Origin of the sequence: Novosphingopyxis sp. YJ-S2-01 (genome assembly GCF_016093175.1) — a bacterium.
Lineage (GTDB): Bacteria > Pseudomonadota > Alphaproteobacteria > Sphingomonadales > Sphingomonadaceae > Novosphingopyxis > Novosphingopyxis iocasae.
Genome location: NZ_JAEDAI010000001.1, coordinates 2366756 through 2384941, shown reverse-complemented (window position 1 = coordinate 2384941; position 18186 = coordinate 2366756). Strand labels below are relative to the sequence as shown.

The 18186-nt window shown below is 64.8% G+C and carries 20 protein-coding genes; 9 read left to right on the top strand and 11 right to left on the bottom strand.

All coding sequences use genetic code 11. The annotated features are described in order from the left end of the window. The first annotated feature begins 114 nt into the window (after window positions 1–114). Window positions 115–642: a hypothetical protein gene (locus tag I6A82_RS11680; RefSeq protein ID WP_198095009.1), complete on the top strand. Its 528-nt coding sequence runs from the start codon at window positions 115–117 to the stop codon at window positions 640–642. Here the strand turns inward: I6A82_RS11680 and I6A82_RS11675 are convergent. Next, window positions 622–1194 carry a (2Fe-2S)-binding protein gene (locus I6A82_RS11675; RefSeq protein WP_198095008.1) on the bottom strand — a complete coding sequence of 191 codons (573 nt, stop codon included), beginning with the start codon at window positions 1192–1194 and terminating at the stop codon, window positions 622–624. The genes I6A82_RS11680 and I6A82_RS11675 overlap by 21 nt on opposite strands. Before the next feature lie 201 nt (window positions 1195–1395). Further along, a complete protein-coding gene (locus tag I6A82_RS11670; protein WP_198095007.1) occupies window positions 1396–2169 on the bottom strand; it encodes a class II aldolase/adducin family protein in 774 nt (257 codons plus the stop codon). A 256-nt stretch (window positions 2170–2425) separates the two neighbouring features. Between I6A82_RS11670 and rpsU the strand changes: the two genes are divergently transcribed. Further along, window positions 2426–2626: a 30S ribosomal protein S21 gene (gene rpsU, locus I6A82_RS11665; RefSeq protein ID WP_187336532.1), complete on the top strand. Its 201-nt coding sequence runs from the start codon at window positions 2426–2428 to the stop codon at window positions 2624–2626. 111 nt (window positions 2627–2737) lie between these two features. Beyond that, a complete protein-coding gene (locus I6A82_RS11660) occupies window positions 2738–3310 on the top strand; it encodes an FKBP-type peptidyl-prolyl cis-trans isomerase (protein WP_187336531.1) in 573 nt (190 codons plus the stop codon). Between the two features lie 35 nt (window positions 3311–3345). Here the strand turns inward: I6A82_RS11660 and ilvC are convergent, their stop codons facing one another. Continuing rightward, a complete protein-coding gene (ilvC, locus tag I6A82_RS11655) occupies window positions 3346–4335 on the bottom strand; it encodes a ketol-acid reductoisomerase (RefSeq protein WP_198095006.1) in 990 nt (329 codons plus the stop codon). 30 nt (window positions 4336–4365) lie between these two features. Further along, complete coding sequence (miaA, locus tag I6A82_RS11650; protein WP_198095005.1) at window positions 4366–5286, bottom strand: tRNA (adenosine(37)-N6)-dimethylallyltransferase MiaA; 921 nt, start codon at window positions 5284–5286, stop codon at window positions 4366–4368. On the opposite strand from miaA, the gene serB reads away from it, so the two are divergent. Continuing rightward, a complete protein-coding gene (serB, locus tag I6A82_RS11645; protein WP_198095004.1) occupies window positions 5285–6166 on the top strand; it encodes a phosphoserine phosphatase SerB in 882 nt (293 codons plus the stop codon). The two genes, miaA and serB, sit on opposite strands and share 2 nt — an antisense overlap. 4 nt (window positions 6167–6170) lie before the next feature. Here serB and I6A82_RS11640 read toward each other — a convergent pair whose 3' ends face one another. Continuing rightward, window positions 6171–7370 (bottom strand): SPOR domain-containing protein, encoded by a 1200-nt coding sequence (locus I6A82_RS11640; RefSeq protein ID WP_198095003.1) that lies wholly within the window; start codon window positions 7368–7370, stop codon window positions 6171–6173. Between the two features lie 218 nt (window positions 7371–7588). Here I6A82_RS11640 and I6A82_RS11635 point away from each other — a divergent pair, with 218 nt between their 5' ends. From I6A82_RS11635 to I6A82_RS11625, 3 genes are read left to right on the top strand one after another with little or no spacing between them, the layout of a single operon-like run. After that, window positions 7589–8308, top strand: coding sequence for a ParA family protein (locus tag I6A82_RS11635; RefSeq protein WP_198095002.1), 720 nt, complete (start codon window positions 7589–7591; stop codon window positions 8306–8308). A gap of 12 nt (window positions 8309–8320) precedes the next feature. Continuing rightward, complete coding sequence (locus tag I6A82_RS11630) at window positions 8321–9040, top strand: hypothetical protein (RefSeq protein WP_198095001.1); 720 nt, start codon at window positions 8321–8323, stop codon at window positions 9038–9040. A gap of 20 nt (window positions 9041–9060) precedes the next feature. Beyond that, entirely contained in the window at window positions 9061–10464 is a 1404-nt protein-coding gene (locus I6A82_RS11625) for an SPOR domain-containing protein (RefSeq protein ID WP_198095000.1), read from the top strand. Window positions 10465–10479: 15 nt separating this feature from the next. Here the strand turns inward: I6A82_RS11625 and I6A82_RS11620 are convergent, their stop codons facing one another. The 6 genes from I6A82_RS11620 to I6A82_RS11595 all read right to left on the bottom strand — a co-directional run bounded on the left by I6A82_RS11620 (window position 10480) and on the right by I6A82_RS11595 (window position 16189). Continuing rightward, window positions 10480–11691 carry a dihydroorotase gene (locus I6A82_RS11620; protein ID WP_198094999.1) on the bottom strand — a complete coding sequence of 404 codons (1212 nt, stop codon included), beginning with the start codon at window positions 11689–11691 and terminating at the stop codon, window positions 10480–10482. Further along, the gene (locus I6A82_RS11615) at window positions 11688–12674 is read right to left on the bottom strand and encodes an aspartate carbamoyltransferase catalytic subunit (RefSeq protein ID WP_187336522.1); all 987 of its coding nucleotides are present in this window, start codon (window positions 12672–12674) and stop codon (window positions 11688–11690) included. The genes I6A82_RS11620 and I6A82_RS11615 overlap by 4 nt, the downstream gene beginning before the upstream one ends. A 123-nt stretch (window positions 12675–12797) precedes the next feature. Beyond that, the gene (locus I6A82_RS11610) at window positions 12798–13103 is read right to left on the bottom strand and encodes a DUF1294 domain-containing protein (RefSeq protein WP_198094998.1); all 306 of its coding nucleotides are present in this window, start codon (window positions 13101–13103) and stop codon (window positions 12798–12800) included. Between the two features lie 72 nt (window positions 13104–13175). Further along, window positions 13176–14516 carry an HD-GYP domain-containing protein gene (locus I6A82_RS11605; protein WP_198094997.1) on the bottom strand — a complete coding sequence of 447 codons (1341 nt, stop codon included), beginning with the start codon at window positions 14514–14516 and terminating at the stop codon, window positions 13176–13178. Between the two features lie 87 nt (window positions 14517–14603). After that, window positions 14604–15086 carry a Holliday junction resolvase RuvX gene (ruvX, locus tag I6A82_RS11600; protein WP_198094996.1) on the bottom strand — a complete coding sequence of 161 codons (483 nt, stop codon included), beginning with the start codon at window positions 15084–15086 and terminating at the stop codon, window positions 14604–14606. Continuing rightward, window positions 15083–16189, bottom strand: coding sequence for a DUF3089 domain-containing protein (locus I6A82_RS11595; RefSeq protein ID WP_198094995.1), 1107 nt, complete (start codon window positions 16187–16189; stop codon window positions 15083–15085). Before I6A82_RS11595 ends, ruvX begins: the two co-directional genes overlap by 4 nt. A 194-nt stretch (window positions 16190–16383) precedes the next feature. Here I6A82_RS11595 and gatC point away from each other — a divergent pair, with 194 nt between their 5' ends. Both gatC and gatA read left to right on the top strand, forming a co-directional pair. Further along, window positions 16384–16671: an Asp-tRNA(Asn)/Glu-tRNA(Gln) amidotransferase subunit GatC gene (gene gatC / locus I6A82_RS11590; protein WP_187336518.1), complete on the top strand. Its 288-nt coding sequence runs from the start codon at window positions 16384–16386 to the stop codon at window positions 16669–16671. Next, complete coding sequence (gatA, locus tag I6A82_RS11585; RefSeq protein ID WP_198094994.1) at window positions 16671–18155, top strand: Asp-tRNA(Asn)/Glu-tRNA(Gln) amidotransferase subunit GatA; 1485 nt, start codon at window positions 16671–16673, stop codon at window positions 18153–18155. Before gatC ends, gatA begins: the two co-directional genes overlap by 1 nt. The last annotated feature ends 31 nt before the right edge of the window (window positions 18156–18186 follow it).

Here is an 18186-nt window from a genome sequence, read left to right as displayed (position 1 = left end):
CGGCCTCGCGCTGGAATGGCGTCAGCTAAGGGGAGGGGGCGGGCTTGTCAACGCTTTTCCCGCTTCGGCGCTGCGCTATTGCGGGCGCGGTCGGGCCGTCATAGAGGCTGGACGATGAAAAGGCTATGCTGCCTCCTCCCGCTGCTTCTGTTGCCCGGCTGTGTTCAGGGATCGGAATCGTTCCCCTCGCTGCTGCCACGTCCTTACGAGGTTGATGCGGCCGATCTGGGCAAGCGCCCGGCGTCTGAGCCTGCACCCACGCCCGCCCCGGTGACGCCGCTTTCCGACAAGCAGCGCCGCACGCTGGATGCTGCTGTTGAACAGGCGCGCTCCGCCAATGCGGCCTTCCGTGCCGCCTTGCCCGACGTGCGCCGCGCCGTTTCCGCGGCTGCGGGTAGCAGCAGGAGCAGCGAGCCCTGGATATATGCGCAGGTCCTCCTCTCACGCCTTGAGATGGCCCGGGCACCCAGCGTGGAGGCTTTGGCCACCATTGATCAGCTGCTCATCGAAAGGCTGGCGCAGGAAAGTCAGGGCGCAGCGGGCGCAGGAACGGCGGAGATCAAGGCAGCACGTGCTCCGATCGCCGAAGCGGTTGAAGAGCAAAGCGCGATCATCACCAATTTAGCCGGGCGTATCGGCTGACGGTTCCCGGCGCTGCCCGGGTGACGTTAAGGCGGGCACGGCGTCCGCTGCATCCTCTGGCGTGATGCCGGGCGGCGGGGCGGAAGACAGCCGTTCCTCGCGCCGCGCGACGCGGCCTGCGCGCTGCACCGCATCTACAAGGCGCGGATAGACGCCGCAGCGGCACAAGTTCGGCAGCGCCGTCTCGATCTCCTCTCGCGTGGGATTGGACGATTTGCGCAGCAGCACTGCGGCGGCCATCACCATGCCGGGTGTGCAAAAACCGCATTGCACCGCGCCGGTAGCGGCAAAAGCCTGTTGTACCGGATGACCGCGGTCGCGCGACAGGCCTTCGATGGTGGTGACGAAGCGGCCTTCCACCTCACCGATGGTGACCAGGCAGGAGCGGATCGCTTCGCCATCGATATCCACCATACAGGCACCGCAATCGCCCACGCCGCAGCCATATTTGGTGCCGGTGAGATTGGAAGCCTCGCGCAGCGCAAACAGCAGCGGCGTATCCGGATCCATCCGGTACTGGACCGGGCGATCGTTCACGGTGAACTTCGTCATGGAGCAGGTGCCATGGGCTGGAAAGTCGCAATGGTCCGCACACGTCCCCCCCTCCTTTCCTCTGCGCGCGAAGCGAGAGCATGTCGTGGCGGACGGCAATTGGGCAGGTGGATCGTCATCACATTCGGTTTAGCGGAAACGAGCCCCCGTAGGACAGCGAAACCGCTTCGGTAAAAAAGCTATCGACTAGGCGCGCAGGCTCTATTCGCGCCAGCTCTGGTCGATCTTGTCCACCTTGCGCACCATCGCAGCGAAATCCGCCGCGCCCGGGCCGCCGGGCAGCTGCGTCTGGTGCAGATCGCGCTGGTGCACCTTTACCACGTCTTCGGACACGCTCACCGGCTGGCCCATGGAGAGGGTCGCCAGCTGTATTTCGCAGGCGCGCTGCAGCGCCCAGTGGGTGACGAACACTTCCGGTAGCGTCCGGCCAAGAATGACGGGGCCATGATTCTTCAGCATCATGATGCGTTTGTCACCGAGGTTCTGGCGCAGCCTGACGCCCTCTTCCTCGCGCACGGTCACGCCCTCGAAATCATGATAGGCGATCTGGCCGATGAAGTTGCATGCGTAGAAATTGACCGGCTGCAGCCCGCCTTCCAACGCGCTCACCGCCATGGTGGCAGTGGTGTGGGTGTGGGCGATGGCGTGGGCCCAGTCCAGCTCCCGGTGGAACATCGCATGCTGGACGAAGCCGGCCTTGTTCACGGGATAGGGGTTATCGTCCAGCTTGTTGCCGTCGATGTCGATCTTGACGAGGTTCGACGTCTTCACTTCGCTGAACAGCAGGCCAAACGGATTGATGAGGAAGGCATTCTGTTCACCCGGCACCTTCACCGTGATGTGGTTGTAGATCGACTCGGACCAGCCCATCATGTCGAACACGCGATAGCAGGCGGCGAGCTGCTGGCGGGCCTCCCACTCTTCCTCGCTCATATCGGACGGGACTTCGCGACGGGCGTTGACTGCGGTGGCCATGACTGCTCTCCTAAGGTTCCTCTTTGGCGCTCAAGCTAGCGGAATTACGGGGGGGAGGCCAGCGCCCGGGTGATGCTGCCATGCGTCGCCGTAGCGGCGTGAACCGGGAATTTCGGTTGGCCGCTGGCAAAAAGGCTTGTCTTTTGCTATATAGGCTGTAACAGCCCGCAGGATTTTGCCGCCCGCGAAATGCGGCTTTTTTGTTTTATAAAGGGCCAGGGCAGGCCAGCAACCGGATTTGGAGTGACGGACTTTTATGCAGATCATCGTTCGCGATAATAATGTCGATCAGGCGCTGCGGGCTCTCAAGAAGAAGCTGCAGCGCGAAGGTGTGTATCGCGAAATGAAGCTGCGCCGCCACTATGAGAAGCCTTCGGAAAAGCGTGCTCGCGAAAAGGCTGCCGCCGTGCGCCGCGCCCGCAAGATGGAGCGCAAGCGCGCCGAGCGCGACAGCTGATCGGCTTCGCGTAAGACAAGAAATTCGAGATGGGCGCCTGCGGGCGCCCTTTTCATATCCGCCGCGCTGGCCTATCGCGCTGGCGAAGATCATCCCAGACGAGGATTTCTAATGTCCGTTACCGCCGTTCCGATTCGCCCGGTCACAAAGGGTACGCTCACCACGTTCTGGATCGGCATCGCCGTCCTCGTTGCGGTGGCCGCCCTGTTCGTCTGGATCGGCACCAGCCCGCTGAGCGGTCAGACGCTCGACGGCGGGACGAGCATCGAAACGCTGACGGCGGGCGAGGGGCCGAGCCCCGCTGCCGATGATTTCGTGCTGGTGAATTATACCGGTAAGTTGAAGGACGGCACGGTATTCGATTCCGGTGAGCGTGCGCCGCTGCAAGTCGACGGCGTCATTCCCGGCTTCTCCGCCGGGCTCCAGCAGATGCAGAAGGGCGGCAAATACCGTCTGACGATCCCCGCTGATCAGGCCTATGGTGCCGAGGAAAAGCGCGATCCGCAGACCGGTGAGGTCGTGATCCCGGCGAACAGCGATCTCGTGTTCGATGTCGAACTGGAAGATTTCAAGTCGAAGGCCGAAGTCATGCAGATGCAGCAGCAGATGATGATGCAGCAGATGATGCAGGGCGGCGGCGCTCCCGGTGGTCCGGGCGCTCCGGCACCGGGCGCTGGCCAGTAAGACTGTTTTGATTAAGGGGGCTTTCGGGCCCCCTTCTAGTTTCGGTCGCGCAGCGCCCGCATGCGCGCCGCCACCGCTTCCACCGGATGCGCGGCGGCGCGTTGGCGTGAGGCTTTCAGCGCCGGATAACCGGCGCGCGCATCGGCCATCAGCTTGTTCACGAAACTGCCGTCCTGCACTTCGCCCAGAATGCGCTTCATTTCCGCGCGCGCTGCATCGCCGACGATGCGCCCACTGCCTTCCGCCGCACCGAATTCCGCGGTGTTCGAAATAGCCTCGCGCATTTCGGCAATGCCGCGTTCGTAAATGAGGTCGGCGAGAAGCTTCACTTCGGTCAAACACTCGAAATAGGCGATTTCGGGCGCGAAACCTGCGTCCACCAATGTATCGAATCCGGCCTCGATCAGTTCGGGGATCACGCCCCAGAGCACGCCCTGTTCGTTGAACAGATCGGCCTCGGTCTCTTCCTGAAAGCTCGATTCCAGAATGCCCGCGCGCCCACAGCCGAGCGCGCCGGCATAAGCCAAGGCGGTCGCGCGTGCCGATCCGCTGGCGTCCTGCGCCACGGCGATAAGGCCAATGAGGCCGCTTCCACGCTCAAAATCCGCGCGCAGCGCCTTACCCGGCCCCTTGGGCGCAACGAGAATGACGTCGAGATCGGCGCGCGGTTCGATCAGCCCGTAATGGATGGCAAGGCCGTGAGCGAAGCCGATCGTCGCCCCCCCTCGCACTGCATCCGCCAACTCATCGTTCCACAGGTCCGCCTGCACCTCATCGGGCACCAGCAGCATGACGATATCGGCGCGCGCCGCGGCTTCGGTCATCGCCAGCGGCGCGAACCCGTCGTCGCGCGCGGTCTGCTCGCTGGCTGATCCGGGGCGCAGACCGGTCAGCACATTCACCCCGCTATCGCGAAGGTTCAGCGCCTGCGCGCGCCCCTGATTGCCATAGCCGATGATGGCGACGATTTTGTCATGGATCGCCGAGGGATCGATGTCGGCATCGGTAAGGATTGGGTTGGTCATCGCCCCGTGTCGCAGGAGCGCGAGGCAGGTTCAAGGGGCGCGCAGCAGCAGCTGCAACGCCTCCGCCGGATCGCCCGTCCAGCGCGGCCAGTGCTCAGGCGGCTGATTGCGGAACCAGGTATATTGCCGCTTGGCGTATCGGCGTGTCGCAAGCTGGCTGCGCGCGACTGCCTCTTCCCGGTCGATTCCGCCGCGCAGCATCGCCGCGATCTCCGGCACGCCGATGGCGCGCATCACCGGCAGCGCCGGTTCTAGCCCGCGCGCCAGCAGCGTCTCCACTTCGGACACCGCGCCGCTATCCATCATCGCGGCAAAGCGGCGGTCGCAGCGCGCGTAAAGCCATTCGCGATCGGGCAGCAGGATCATCGGCCGCAGCGCCACCCTGTCTTCAATGCCACCATGCTTTTCGGCGCGCCAAGCGATGGCACTACGCCCGGTCGAGCGGATGATTTCCAGCGCGCGCGCGATCCGGCTGCTATCACCGGGATTGAGCCGCGCCGCCATTCCGGCGTCTTCGCGCTCCAGCGCGGCAAAGGCTTCACCCACCGGCATCGCGCGGACTTCTTCGCGGACATCGGGATCGATCGGCGGGATGGGCGCGATACCGTCCAGCAGGGTGCGCAGATAAAGGCCCGTGCCACCGACCAGGACTGGCAGACGCTGCGCATGCCAGGCCGCCTCGATCTGCGCCGTTGCGTCCGCTGCCCAGCGCGCTGCCGAGCAGCTTTGGGTGCCGTCCAGATAGCCGAATAACCGGTGCGGCACTGCGCCGCGCTCCTCCTCGGATGGCTGCGCGCTGAGAATCGGCAGATCGCGATAGACCTGCGCGCTGTCGGCGTTGATGACGGTCGCCGGTTCGTGCGCTGCCAGCGCCAGCGACAGCGCGGTCTTGCCGCTCGCCGTCGGACCTGCGATCAGCGCCAGCGGCCGCTTTGTTTCAGGAGAATCCATGCCCATCACCACGCTGATAGCAGCCGACAGCCTGAAAGGGCATGACATCGATGCCGCCGCGGATCGGCTGCGCGATGCCGGGCTAGCGGTGACGGGGCGCGACTGGATTGAAGAGGGCGTGGCCGCGGATCTCACGAGCGGGGGGGAAGTCTCTGCCGTGCGCGACGCGCTGTCCCCGCTCGAAGAGACGTTCGACATTGTCGTTCAGCCTGAAGGGCATCGCCGCAAGATGCTGCTGATTTCGGACATGGACAGCACCATGATCACGGTCGAATGCATTGACGAGCTGGCCGATTATGCGGGGCTGAAGGACGAAATCAGCGCTGTGACCGAGCGCGCGATGCGCGGCGAGCTGGATTTTGTCGAGGCGCTGCGCGGCCGGGTGAAGCTGCTGGAAGGACTGGAGGCGAGCGCGATCGAGCAGTGCCGGGAGGAGCGGGTGCGGACCATGCCGGGCGCGCGCGAACTGGTGCGCACCATGCGCGGCTGGGGCGCGCAGTGCATTTTGGTATCGGGCGGCTTCCATCATTTCGCCGATCCGGTGGCGGCGGAGATCGGCTTTCACCGCGCGGTGGCGAACCGGCTCGCGGTAGAAGACGATCGGCTCACCGGTGCGGTGACCGGCGACATTGTCGATTCCGCCGCAAAGGCGCGGCTTCTTGCCGACAGCATGGCTGATCTTGGGCTGGAAACCACACACTCGCTCGCGGTCGGCGACGGCGCAAACGACATTCCCATGATCGAGGCGGCGGGCCTCGGCATCGCCTATCACGCCAAGCCCAAGGCAGCGGCAGCAGCGGATGCGGCGATCCGGCACGGTGATCTGACGGCGCTTCTTTACGCGCAGGGCGTGCCGCGCAGCGAATGGGCGGCGGGCTGAGCGCTTATTTCTTCAGGCTGAAGCAGCCGCTGCCCGCGCGCTTTACTGCGGCGCACATACGCTCCGCTTCGGCCTTGGTGGCGAAAGGCCCGGCTTGGAGGCGCGTGATCCGCCCTGCATCGACCAGATAGGGCTGCTTGCCCGACAGGGCGGACACTTTCTTTTCCAGCGTAGCGAACTGCTTGCGGGCGCGGGCCTCGGTGCTGAACGCGCCGATCTGGACTCGCCAGTCTCCGCTCGCGACCGGTGCAGGCTTCGTGGCGCGCGGCGCGGGCGCAGCGGAAACGGTGGCGTCCGTCGTGGCACGTAACGGCGCGGACGGGACATAGCCTGGAATATCGCTGACATCGTCGATGCGCGCGAAATCGCCGCTGGATGGGGCGGCGGCGCGTGCAGGCGCGGCAGGTGCCGGAACAGGCGCAGGTCTTGGCGCCTCGGCCATTGCCGGCGCGGGCGTTTCGGCCATGTCCGATGGCGGAGCATAGGTCGCGCCCGCAGGCTGGGAGGGCGGCAGATCAACGGCGCGCGCCGTCGACACGGCGGCAGGCTGGGAGGGCGGCAGATCGACGGGACGCGCGGCGGGCGCGGGTTCGGCCTTGGTAATCTGAAACCCTTCGCCGCCATCACCGCTGCCCATGGAGGAAGCCAGTGCAAGCGCCTGCGTCTTTTGGGCGTCGCTGATATAATTATCCATCTGATCCAGGCTGCGCTGCGCGGCGGGGATCCCGGCACTCGCGGCGCGGCTCATCAGCGCATAGCCACGCACCCAATCCTTGCCCACAAGCTGGCCGTTGAACAGCGCCGTGCCCAGCACATATTGCGCACGCGGTTCGCCGCGCTGGGCGGCGGCCTGGATATAGGGCAGGGCCTCGGCGCGCTTGCCGGTCTGGAACAGCGTCAGGCCATATTCGTCGGCCGCCTTCTGATGGATGATGCCGCCATCGCGCGGAGCTGCGGCCTTTCGAAACCAGTCGAGCGCAATATCGAGATTGGCCGGAACGCCGCGGCCCAGGCGATAGGCCTGGCCGAGGTTGAACTGCGCGTCCGCATCACCGGCCAGTGCAGGCTCCCGCCACTCCTTGACCGCGCCTTCATAATCGCCCGCCGCCCATGCATCGACGCCCGCCTTCACGTCGGCAAGCGCGGGGGCCGCCAACGGGAGCGAGCAGGCGAGGGCGGCGAAAGCAAACAGACGGCGGTTCATGAGGAATTACTCCGTTGGATCGCCCGGCCATGGCAGTTTTCGTTCAAGAAAGGGTTAATCCGGCCCGCCCGCAGCTTAACCAAGCCTTCAAGAAAAGACCATAAACTCCCATGCAAGGCGACGGCGCTCATCAAAGAGCGGCAATGTCGCATGTTAACCTGATCTTTAGCCTGTTCTGCAAAACCTGCAGCCCGAAACCATTTCGAAGGGGAATAGGCTTGCGGGTTCTGGCACTTGCATCTCAGAAAGGCGGATCGGGCAAGACCACTCTTTCCGGCCATCTGGCGGTTCAGGCCCAACTGGCCGGTGCCGGACCCGTTGTCCTGATCGATATCGATCCGCAGGGCTCGCTGGCCGACTGGTGGAATGAACGCGATCCGGAATTTCCGGCCTTTGCACAGACCACGGTCGCGCGCCTTGCGACAGACCTGGCCATCCTGCGCCAGCAGGGTTTCAAGCTGGCCGTCATCGATACCCCGCCTGCGATTACCATGGCGATCCAGAGCGTGATCTCGGTGGCCGAACTGATCGTGGTGCCGACGCGCCCCAGCCCGCATGATCTGCGCGCCGTGGGCGCCACCGTCGATTTGTGTGAGCGCGCGGGCAAACCGCTGATCTTCGTGGTCAACGCCGCCACGCCCAAGGCCAAGATTACCTCCGAAGCCGCCGTGGCACTGTCACAGCATGGCACGGTGGCCCCTGTAACGCTGCACCACCGCACCGACTTTGCCGCCTCCATGATCGATGGCCGCACGGTGATGGAGGTTGATCCCAATGGCCGCAGCGCGGCCGAGGTGGCCCAGCTGTGGGATTATATGTCCGATCGGCTGGAGAAGAATTTTCGCCGCACCGTATTTTCCGCGCCTGCCGCAACCAGCCAGCACACGATCGCCGCCCGCCCGATGGGCGGTTTCGGCCGCCGCGTGGTCGGAAGCTGAGGGGGCGCGTCCATGGGTGAAGCCAAATCCTTCGCATCGCTCTCGTCCGGTCTGCTCGCGCGCAAGGGCGCGGCCAAGCCGGCCATGCGCCGCCCGGTACCGACCAGCCATCCGTCCGCCTTTGATCACGACGATCTGGGCTGGAACGACATGGGCTATGATGTCGATCCCGATCCGGAAGCAGAGACCGGCGATGATGGCCGTTATCGCCACAATCCCCTGATGGGCGCTATTCCCGATACCGATCCCGCAAGCCGGGCGCGCATCGCCGAGCAGTCCGAGCGACTGAACGCGCATGCGCTGCCATCGGATGAGGAACTGGAAGAAGCAGCGAGCAAGCTGGAAGCCGATCATCCGCTGAACGGCCATTCTTTCGGGCTGGCCGAGGATGAAGATGCGGCTCCGACGGTAGAGATGGAGCCGGAACCTGAAGAGCAGCCGAGCTCGATCCTCGCCGTGAAACCGCGTGCCGTTGAGCCGGAGGCCGCGCCGCTTCCGGCCCCCAAGCCCTCTCCCAAACCCGCCAGCCCGAAGAAGGCGAAAATCGCTGCGAAGAACAAAACGGCCTTCACGCTGCGGCTGGATCAGGAACGTCATCTCAAGCTGCGGCTGGCCTGCGCGGTGCGCAATGTCAGCGCGCAAAAGCTTGTCACCGGCGCGCTGGACGATCTCCTCGCCGGAATGCCCGAACTGGGCGACATGGCGCGCCACATGCCCTCACGTTCTTCATGAAACCGAGACAGGATCGCATCATGAAAGCCTCTATATTCGTTCGATTGGCCACGTCGGGGGCGCTGTTCGCGCTGACGACGGTGGGCTGTTCGACGGTGACGCCCGGCCAGCTTTCGGCTGCATCGGATGCGCCGCGCCCCGCCAAGAACGCCGCGAAGGCGCAGGCGAGGGCTGAAAAGGCACTGTCGAAAGGGCATAATGATGACGCCATCGGCTATGCCGAAGCAGCGGTGCTGACCGACCCCGACAATCCGCAGCTGCGCAGCCTGCTCGGCCAGGCCTATTTGGCTGCCGGGCGATTCGACTCCGCGGGCGACAGCTTTCGCGAGGCGATGACCCTGGGGCAGAGCGACCCGCGCTCCGTGATTGGCCTCGCGCTTACGCAGACCGCGCGCGGCCAAGTGGGCGCAGCGCGTCAGACGCTCGATCAGAACCGGGCTGTGCTGCCGGATGCCGATTACGGCCTCGCTCTCGCTCTGGCCGGGGACAGCAAACGCGCCGTCGAGGTGTTGACCACCGCGATCCGGACCGATGCCTCCAGCGCCAAGACGCGCCAGAACCTTGCGCTCGCTTATGCGCTGGACGGGCGTTGGCGCGAGGCGCGGATCATGGCCGCGCAGGATATGAGCGCCGATCAAGTGGAAAAGCGTATCGCCAGCTGGGCGCAGATGGCCCGCCCTGGGGCCTATCAGACGCGTGTCGCCGGACTTCTCGGCGTTGCGCCGGTGGCCGATACCGGCCGCCCGATCGGTCTCGCACTCGATTTCAGCAACCAGCCGCAGGCGGAGATGGTGGCGTCGGTCGCCATTCCGCGCGGCGATGAACCGCTCCCCGCCGTTGGCCCGGCGCCGGCGCAGGGCGGAAACCAGATTTTCGCCGCGCAGGAGAGCGACGTATCGGTCTCTCCGGCATCGTCGCGCGCCGCGCCCGAACCGCGCCAGCCGGTCGCCGATCGGCCGGTCAGGACAGCTGCCGCTGCGCCCGTGATCAAGGCTCCTGCCGCGCCCGCCAAAGCAGCGCCTATTGCCAAGCCTTCGCCGGCCCCCGTCAAACTGGCCGCCGCCTCGAATAAGCCCGGCATCGCCGCGCGTTCCAGTGCGCCGCAAACGGGTCTTCGCGGATCGCATCTCGTGCAGATCGGCGCATTCTCTTCGCCTGCCAATGCGGCCAAGGCATGGGAGGTCTACCAGCGCCGCTATCCCGCACTGAAGGGCTATTCCAGCGCCAGCGCAAAGATCGCGGTCGGCGGAAAGACGCTCTATCGCCTCGCCGCGATGGGCTTCGACGATGCGGCCAGCGCGCAGAAGTTCTGCACCTCGCTGAAGTCCGAAGGTGGGCGCTGCATCGTGCGCAACATGCGCGGGGGCGGCGCGGTGCAATATGCCGCCGGAACCATGACCGGACGGGTGCTCGCATCGCGCTGAGGCGGCGCGGTCGCCTTATTTGATGAGCGTGCCGCCCTTGATCAGGCGGCGTACGCGCCCCTGAACCGGCAGACCGTCGAACGGCGTGTTGCCGGCCTGCGCCGCCATTTTGGACGAACTGACCTGCCAGGGCGCGTCCGGATCGAACAGGATCAGGTCCGCCTCCAGCCCCGCCTCGATGCGTCCGGCGGGCGCGTCGAGGATGCGCGCGGGATTGCCGCTGAGCAGTTCGAACAGCCGCCCCATCGTGATGCGGCCGTCGCGTACCAGATTGAGCGACATGGCCAGCAACGTTTCGGCGCCCGCCATGCCCGGCGCTGCATCTGCGAAGGGAAGGCGCTTGTCCTCCTCGCCGCGCGGATCATGGCCTGACGCGATCACGTCGATCGTCCCGTCCGCGACCGCGTCGAGACAGGCCTGGCGGTCCTCTTCGCCGCGTAGGGGCGGCGAGAGGCGGGCAAAGGTGAGGAAGCCGGTCACCGCAATATCCGAGAGGAACAGATGCGCAGGCGTGATGCCGCAGGTGACGCGCAGCCCGCGCGCCTTGGCATCGCGGATCAGATCGAGCCCGCGCGCCGTCGTAACCTGCCGGAAGTGCACATGCGCGCCGCTTTCTTCCGCCAGCATCAGATCGCGCGCGATCGCCAGCGCTTCGGCGGCGGCGGGGGCTTGCGGCAGGCCGAGCCGGGTCGCAGTTTCGCCCGCGGTGGCAACGGCATTGTCCGTCAGCCCGCCATCTTCGCTATGCACGAAGACGGGAAGGTCGAGCGCGGCGGCATAGCTCATCACGCGCAGCATGACGCCGCTGTCGGAGATCCAGCGCCGTCCGGTGGCGACGCCGCGTGCGCCTGCCTCGCGCATCAGCGCATATTCGGCGAGCTCCGCGCCCGCCAAATTCTTGGTCGCGGCGGCAAGCGGGTGGACCCAGAAATCCGGCTTGCCGGAGCGGGTGGCAGCGCGCACCGCGCCCGGATCATCCAGCGGCGGCGTGCGATCTGGCATCAGCGCGGCGCGGGTGACGCCGCCGAAATGGAACGCAGGCTTGTCAGTCGCGAACACGCCCAGATCGACGATGCCGGGCGCTACGATCAGCCCCTTAGCGTCCAGCGTTTCAGCCTCCGCCAAGACAGCGTCCACGATCCGCCCCTCCGCAACATGGACCGCGACATCCTTTGGTTCGCTTGCGCCGGGAAGCAGCGCCTTGCCGCCGGTGATCGAGAGGTTCATGCCCAGCCCTCCACCTTGCGCGCGCGGCGCGTCAGCACGTCAAGGCAGGCCATGCGCATTGCCACGCCCATTTCCACCTGCTCGGTAATCGCCGAACGATCGGGATCGTCGGCGATGGTCGAAACGATTTCCACGCCGCGGTTCATCGGGCCGGGGTGCATCACCAGCGCATCGGGCGCGGCCAGCTTGAGCCTTCGTTCGTCCAGGCCGTAGAGATAGGCATATTCGCGTGGGCTGGGGATGAAGGGCCCCGCCATCCGCTCATTTTGCAGCCGGAGCATCATCACTACGTCGGCGCCGTCCAACGCCGCGTCGAAATCGGTAAAGCCGGTGACGTTCAGCGCATCGAGGCCAGTCGGCAGCAGGGCAGGGGGCGCGGCCACGCGTACTTCCGCGCCGAGCGTGCCGAGGCAGATCATGTTCGATCGCGCGACGCGGCTGTGCAGCACATCGCCGCAGATGGTGACGCGCAGACCCGATATGTCACCCTTGCGACGCCGGATCGTCAGCGCGTCGAGCAGCGCCTGGGTGGGATGTTCATGACTGCCATCGCCTGCGTTCAGCACCGGGCAGTCCACCTTGTCGCTGATCAGTTGCACCGCGCCGGAACTGGCATGGCGGATCACGATGGCGTCGGCGCGCATGGCGTTCAGCGTCACCGCGGTGTCGATCAGCGTCTCGCCCTTCTTCACGCTGGACTGGGCGGCGTGCATGTTGACCACGTCCGCACCCAGCCGCTTTCCTGCGATCTCGAAGCTCAGCAGCGTGCGCGTGGAGTTTTCGAAAAATGCGTTGATCAGCGTCAGACCCGCCAGCCGATCGTCATGCTTGGATGCCTGACGGTTCATCGTCACCCACTGCTCTGCCTCGTCGAGCAGGAACAGGATTTCCCAGGGTTGCAGGCCGGCGATCCCGAGGAGATTCGCGTGCGGAAAGGCGGCGCTGCCCGAAGGATAGCGGCTGGCTGTATCGGATGCTGTCATCAAGCGGCAGTTCCTAGCGACGAGGGCTGACAGCGGCAAGCATGTGGCGGCCGGGCAGCATTTCTCCGCGCCGCTGCGGGGCGGTAATATCACCGGAACAACGCCCCGGATTGGTCCAATTTTTTAGATTGCGGAAGCCAGCAGCGCACCGACGATGATCGTCTGGACGAGAGCCACCAGAAATAGCTCACTCTGGAAGCTCTTCTTGGCGGTCTTGTGCCGGAAATAGTGGCAGGCCGCGTAAGCCGCTGGTGTTCCGCCGATCATGGCGAGAAGCAATAGGTTCGCCTCGGACGTACGCCATGCCCCGCTGCGCGCACGTGCCTTGTCCATTCCGTATGTCATGAAAGTCAGCAGATTGACCGCGAAGAGGGCGCCCCAGAACCAGCCCGATTGCGCAATCAGCAGAATAGCTTCAATCGCCCGCATGCTATCGCCGGTCGCGCCGCCGACAGAGCCAGAACTGAAAATTGCGATACCCGGCTACCTGTCTGATAGCGGTCAGCTCAGGCTAGCCGGTTGCCAGGTCGAGGCTGCCGGGCCGCTCGCAACCGGCTGTTCCGCCGGTTCAGCCGCTTCGACAACCGGTTCTGCGCCTCTCCAGTAACGCTTCAGAATAGCGCGATCGGCTGCGTCGCCGCGGTCCAGTAGATAGTCCGAAAGGCGATCCCAGTCATAAATGTCGTAATCGGAGGGTTGCACTTCTTCGATCGGCCGATCGAGATTGCTCCCGGCAATCACGACATCGCGCGGAGTAACGATCTGATCGCGGCTCAGATCGTAGAACAGCCGAAGGCGGCAAAGCGTCTCCCGCGCACGCGGCGAGACGATCAATCCAAGGAAATTGCTGTTGGTGCGGCACAACAGGCCGGTCGGAAAAATTCCGAGCGATTGGCAGAAAGTGAAAAGCAGCTTCGGATCGAAATGGCCGGTAAGCCCGTGCATGATGGTCAGCGCCTCGACGGGAGACGCAGCAGCCTTGTAAGCCCGCTCGGACGTTAGCGCATCGTACACATCGCACAATGCAGCCATGCGCGACTCCAGCGAAATCTCGGTCCCTGCAAGCCGGTCCGGATAGCCGGTGCCGTCGAATTTCTCATGATGGTGACGGCATACCTCGATCGCCACGTCGGGAATGCCTTCGCCCTGGCTGATGATGTCCGCGCCGCGCTCGGCATGCTTGATGACCTGGCGGAATTCGTCCTCGCTCAATCGACCCGGCTTGTTCAGGATCTCCTGCGAAATGGTCAGCTTGCCAATGTCGTGCAGCAGTCCGGCCATACCGATTTCGCGAACGCGCTGCTCGCTTTCACCCATGTGGCGTGCAAAACCGATCATCAGAGCGCAGACGGCGATCGAATGGACGTAGGTATATTCGTCCTTGTTCTTTAGCCGCAGGAGGCCGGTCAGCGCCTTCTGGTTTGAATCCATCGACTCCGTGATTTCATCGACCACGGAGTCGACATCGGTCGCGTGGACGATCTGGCCCAGGCGCGAGCGATCGAAAACGGCGCGCATTACCGTTTTGGAACGGTTGAGAACTAGCTCGGCCCGTTCGCGTGGGCTGCCCGATGACGGCATAGGCGTCGGCATGCGGGCGATCGTCGGCGCCTGTGGATCGCGGGACGATGCGGCCGGCAGTTTGCGGCGGGTTTCGGGTGCGCGGCCTTTGGAGCAGTCGATATAGACTTCCCGGATATCCGCTGCTCGTAGCGTTTCGATCTCGGCTTCTTCCGTTACGAGGAAACGGCGACGCCAGAAGGGATGGGCGAACCAGGACCCTTCAATGGAATGCAGGTACATTCCCACACTCAGGTCATCGATTGCGATCTTCATCTTCATAGCTGATCTGCTATGAATTCAGATCGTAAACTTTTGGTATTCGGATATCGCCGGCCATCTGATCAAAAGGGTCTGACCGCAGGCCGATCAGCCCAGCATCAACGCGTCGATCGCCCCTTGCAGGATATAGGCCGCAGCGGCCGAATCGATCCGTTCTGCGCGTTTTCCGCGGCTCACATCCTGTTCAATCATTGAGCGTTCCACCGCCTGCGTGCTCCAGCGCTCGTCCCAGAGTAGAATCGGCAGGCCGAGATCGGCGATATTGCGTGCGAAGGCACGGGTCGACTGGGCGCGCGGACCTTCGCTGCCATCCAAATTGCGCGGCAGGCCGAGAACGACCCCACGCACGTTTCGGGAGGCAATGGCGGAGCGCAGCTCTTCGCGGTCCGCCAGGAATTTGCGCCGCTTGATGGTGGTGGCGGGCGTCGCGAAGCTCCAGCCGGCATCGCAGAAGGCGGTGCCGATGGTTTTCGTGCCAAGGTCCAGCCCGATCAGCGCGCCGCCGCTTGGCAGCAACGCACGCAGACCCGCCGCCGTCTCGACGATTGCGGCGCGTTCATCCTCGTTCATTGCGACTCATAGGCATCGAGGCGCCTCCCCACGTCTGCGCGCACATTGGCCCAGAACAGCGGGTAATCATACACATGGTAGTTGTTCCCCGGCAGCACATAGGGGCCGAGTTGTGGCGGATCGCCGATCAGGAGGAAACCCTTCGGATCGCAGCGTGCAGGCACCGAGGCGGGCACGAGCTCACCCGCGGTCAGATCGTCATTGGGCACGAGAGTGCCGAGATTGGCCTCGATCGGCGCATCGCCATCGGCAGTGCCGGTGAGGGGGTTGGTGCACAGGATCGGCGTACCGTTGCGGCTCGCTCCGTCGAAACCGGTGGTGCCGTTATAAGCTTTTTCGATGAAGCTGAAGTCGGCGGGTTCGGCATAGCTCAGCCAGCTGAGGACGCAGCCCGGCTGGTCCGGGGCCTCGCATTGCGGCAGGCCGAGCGAGGGAAGATCGGTCGTCTCGCTGATCGGCCAGCCGACGACATAAGCCGCGACGACTCGCTTCGCGAGCGGGGTACCGGCAATGCGATCGCGCAGCAGATGTTCCAGATGAAGCGCGCCCTGGCTGTGCCCGGCAAGTACGATCGGCTGGTCCGGCCCGATACCCTCCAGAAAGGCGTCGAACGCCTGATCGACATCCTGATAGGCGGCGTCGAGCGCCATCTGCCCTTCCGGCTTGTCGGTCAGGAACGCGCCGAAGGCGGCCTGGCGGTAGCGCGGTGCCCAGATTTCCCCGGCGGCATTGAAGGCGGATGCCATGCCCTGCAGGAACAGCCCCGCTCGGCGCTGCGATTCCTCATCGTCCAGCGGGGCGTTCCAATGGTCCTTGGCAAGGTAACTGGTGGGGTGAATGAAGAAGATCGCCGCATCGCCCTTGCCCTGAGGCTGGATGCCGGGGGGCAGCCAATTCACCACCGATTTGCGGCGGCCGGGGCGGGCGAACCACATCGACGGATCGTCATAGACATTCTGCGCGAGCTTCTCCTGCTTCACGAATGCCACATCGGGCACGCTCGCATATCGCAGAAAACGGTCCCCGAACTGGGACCAGGCGAGGCCGGCACCGAGCACGAGCACGATGCAGATCGCGATGAAATACAGGAACTTGCGAGCCAAGGTTGAGGACTTCCGCGGGAGATTCTGTTTGCCGGACACATAAAGGCCGCGGCGCGAATGTCATCCCGGTAGCGCGCGCGCATGAATATGCGTTGAAGAGTGGCGCATTTCGGCCACGCTCAGGCCACGCTCAGATCGCCGTCGTTCGCCCTAATATCTTGATGCCCCCCCACGGGGGTGTTAGCGCGCGCAGCATGTCAGTCGATACGCAGACCGTCCTGAAGATTGCCCGCCTCGCGCGGATCGCTATCAGCGAGGACGAAGCCCGGGCGCTGGAGCCCGAACTCAACAACATCCTCGGTTTCGTCGAACAGCTCGGCGAAGTCGATACGAGCGGCGTCGAGCCGATGACGGCGGTGATCCCGAACCATCTGCGCCTGCGCGAAGATGCGGTAACCGACGGTCAGAAGCGTGCCGAAGTGCTCGCCAATGCGCCGGTGAGCGAAGAGGGCTTTTTCGGCGTGCCGAAGGTGATCGAATAATGAGCGAATTGACCGAACTGGGCGTCGCCGCCATCCGTGACGGCGTGAAAGACGGCAGCTTCACCGCCGTCGAAGTGGCCGAAGCGTTCAATACGCGGGTGGAAAAGGCGTCTGCGCTTAACGCGTTCCTTGTCACCACGCCGGAGCGCGCGATCAACGCCGCCGAAGCGGTGGACAAGGCGCGGGCGGAAGGCGCCGAGCTGGGCAGCATGGCCGGCGTGCCGATCGGCATGAAAGATCTGTTCTGCACGGACGGGGTGGAAACCACCGCGGCCAGCGGCATTTTGAAGGGCTTCCACCCGCCTTACGAATCCACCGTATCCGCCAATTTGTGGAAGGCGGGCGCGGGCATGCTGGGCAAGCTCAACATGGACCAGTTCGCCATGGGCTCATCCAACGAGACCAGCGCGTTCGGCAATGTGATTTCCCCCTGGCGCCGCAATGACGGCGGCAATACCGATCTGTCGCCGGGCGGCAGCTCTGGTGGTAGCTCCGCCGCCGTCGCCGCGCGGCTGTGCCCTGCGGCAACCGGCACGGATACGGGTGGTTCGATCCGCCAGCCCGCCGCCTTCACCGGCATCACCGGCATCAAGCCGACCTATGGTCGCTGTTCTCGCTGGGGCGTCGTCGCCTTCGCCTCCAGCCTCGATCAGGCAGGGCCGATGGCCCGCGACGTGACCGATTGCGCGATCATGCTCGGCGCGATGGCGGGGTTCGACCCCAAGGATTCGACGTCGCTGAACGAGCCCGTGCCCGATTGGGCCGGTGCGCTTTCCGGCGATCTCAAAGGCTTGAAGATCGGGATTCCCAAGGAATATCGCGTCGAGGGCATGGACGGCGAAATCGACGGACTGTGGCGCGAAGGCGCGAAGCGGCTGGAGGATGCGGGGGGCGAGGTCGTCGAGATTTCGCTGCCGCACACCAAATATGCGCTGCCGGCTTATTATATCGTCGCACCCGCAGAGGCATCGTCCAACCTCGCGCGCTATGACGGCGTGCGCTACGGCCTGCGCGATCTGCCCGACGGCGCGGATCTTCAGGAAATGTACGCCGCCACGCGTGCCGCGGGCTTCGGCGCCGAGGTGAAGCGCCGCATCATGATCGGCACCTATGTGCTGAGCGCGGGTTTCTACGACGCTTATTACACGCAGGCCTCCAAGGTCCGCACGCTGATCAGCCGCGATTTCCAGCAGGCCTGGGGCGCATGCGATGTTATCCTCGCCCCTACCGCGCCGACCGCGGCGTTCGGGCTGGGCGAGCTGACCGGCGATCCGCTCACCATGTATCTGAACGACGTGTTCGCCGTGCCCGCATCGATGGCCGGGCTGCCTGCCAGCAGCGTACCCGCGGGCCTCAACAGCCAGGGTTTGCCGCTGGGGCTTCAGCTGATCGGCAAGCCGCTCGACGAGCAGACCGTGCTGAACGCCAGCCTGGCGCTGGAACAGCGCAGCGGCTTCAGCGCGCGTCCGGAGGACTGGTGGTGAGCCTCTTCTCCAAGTCTATCGGCGATCTCAC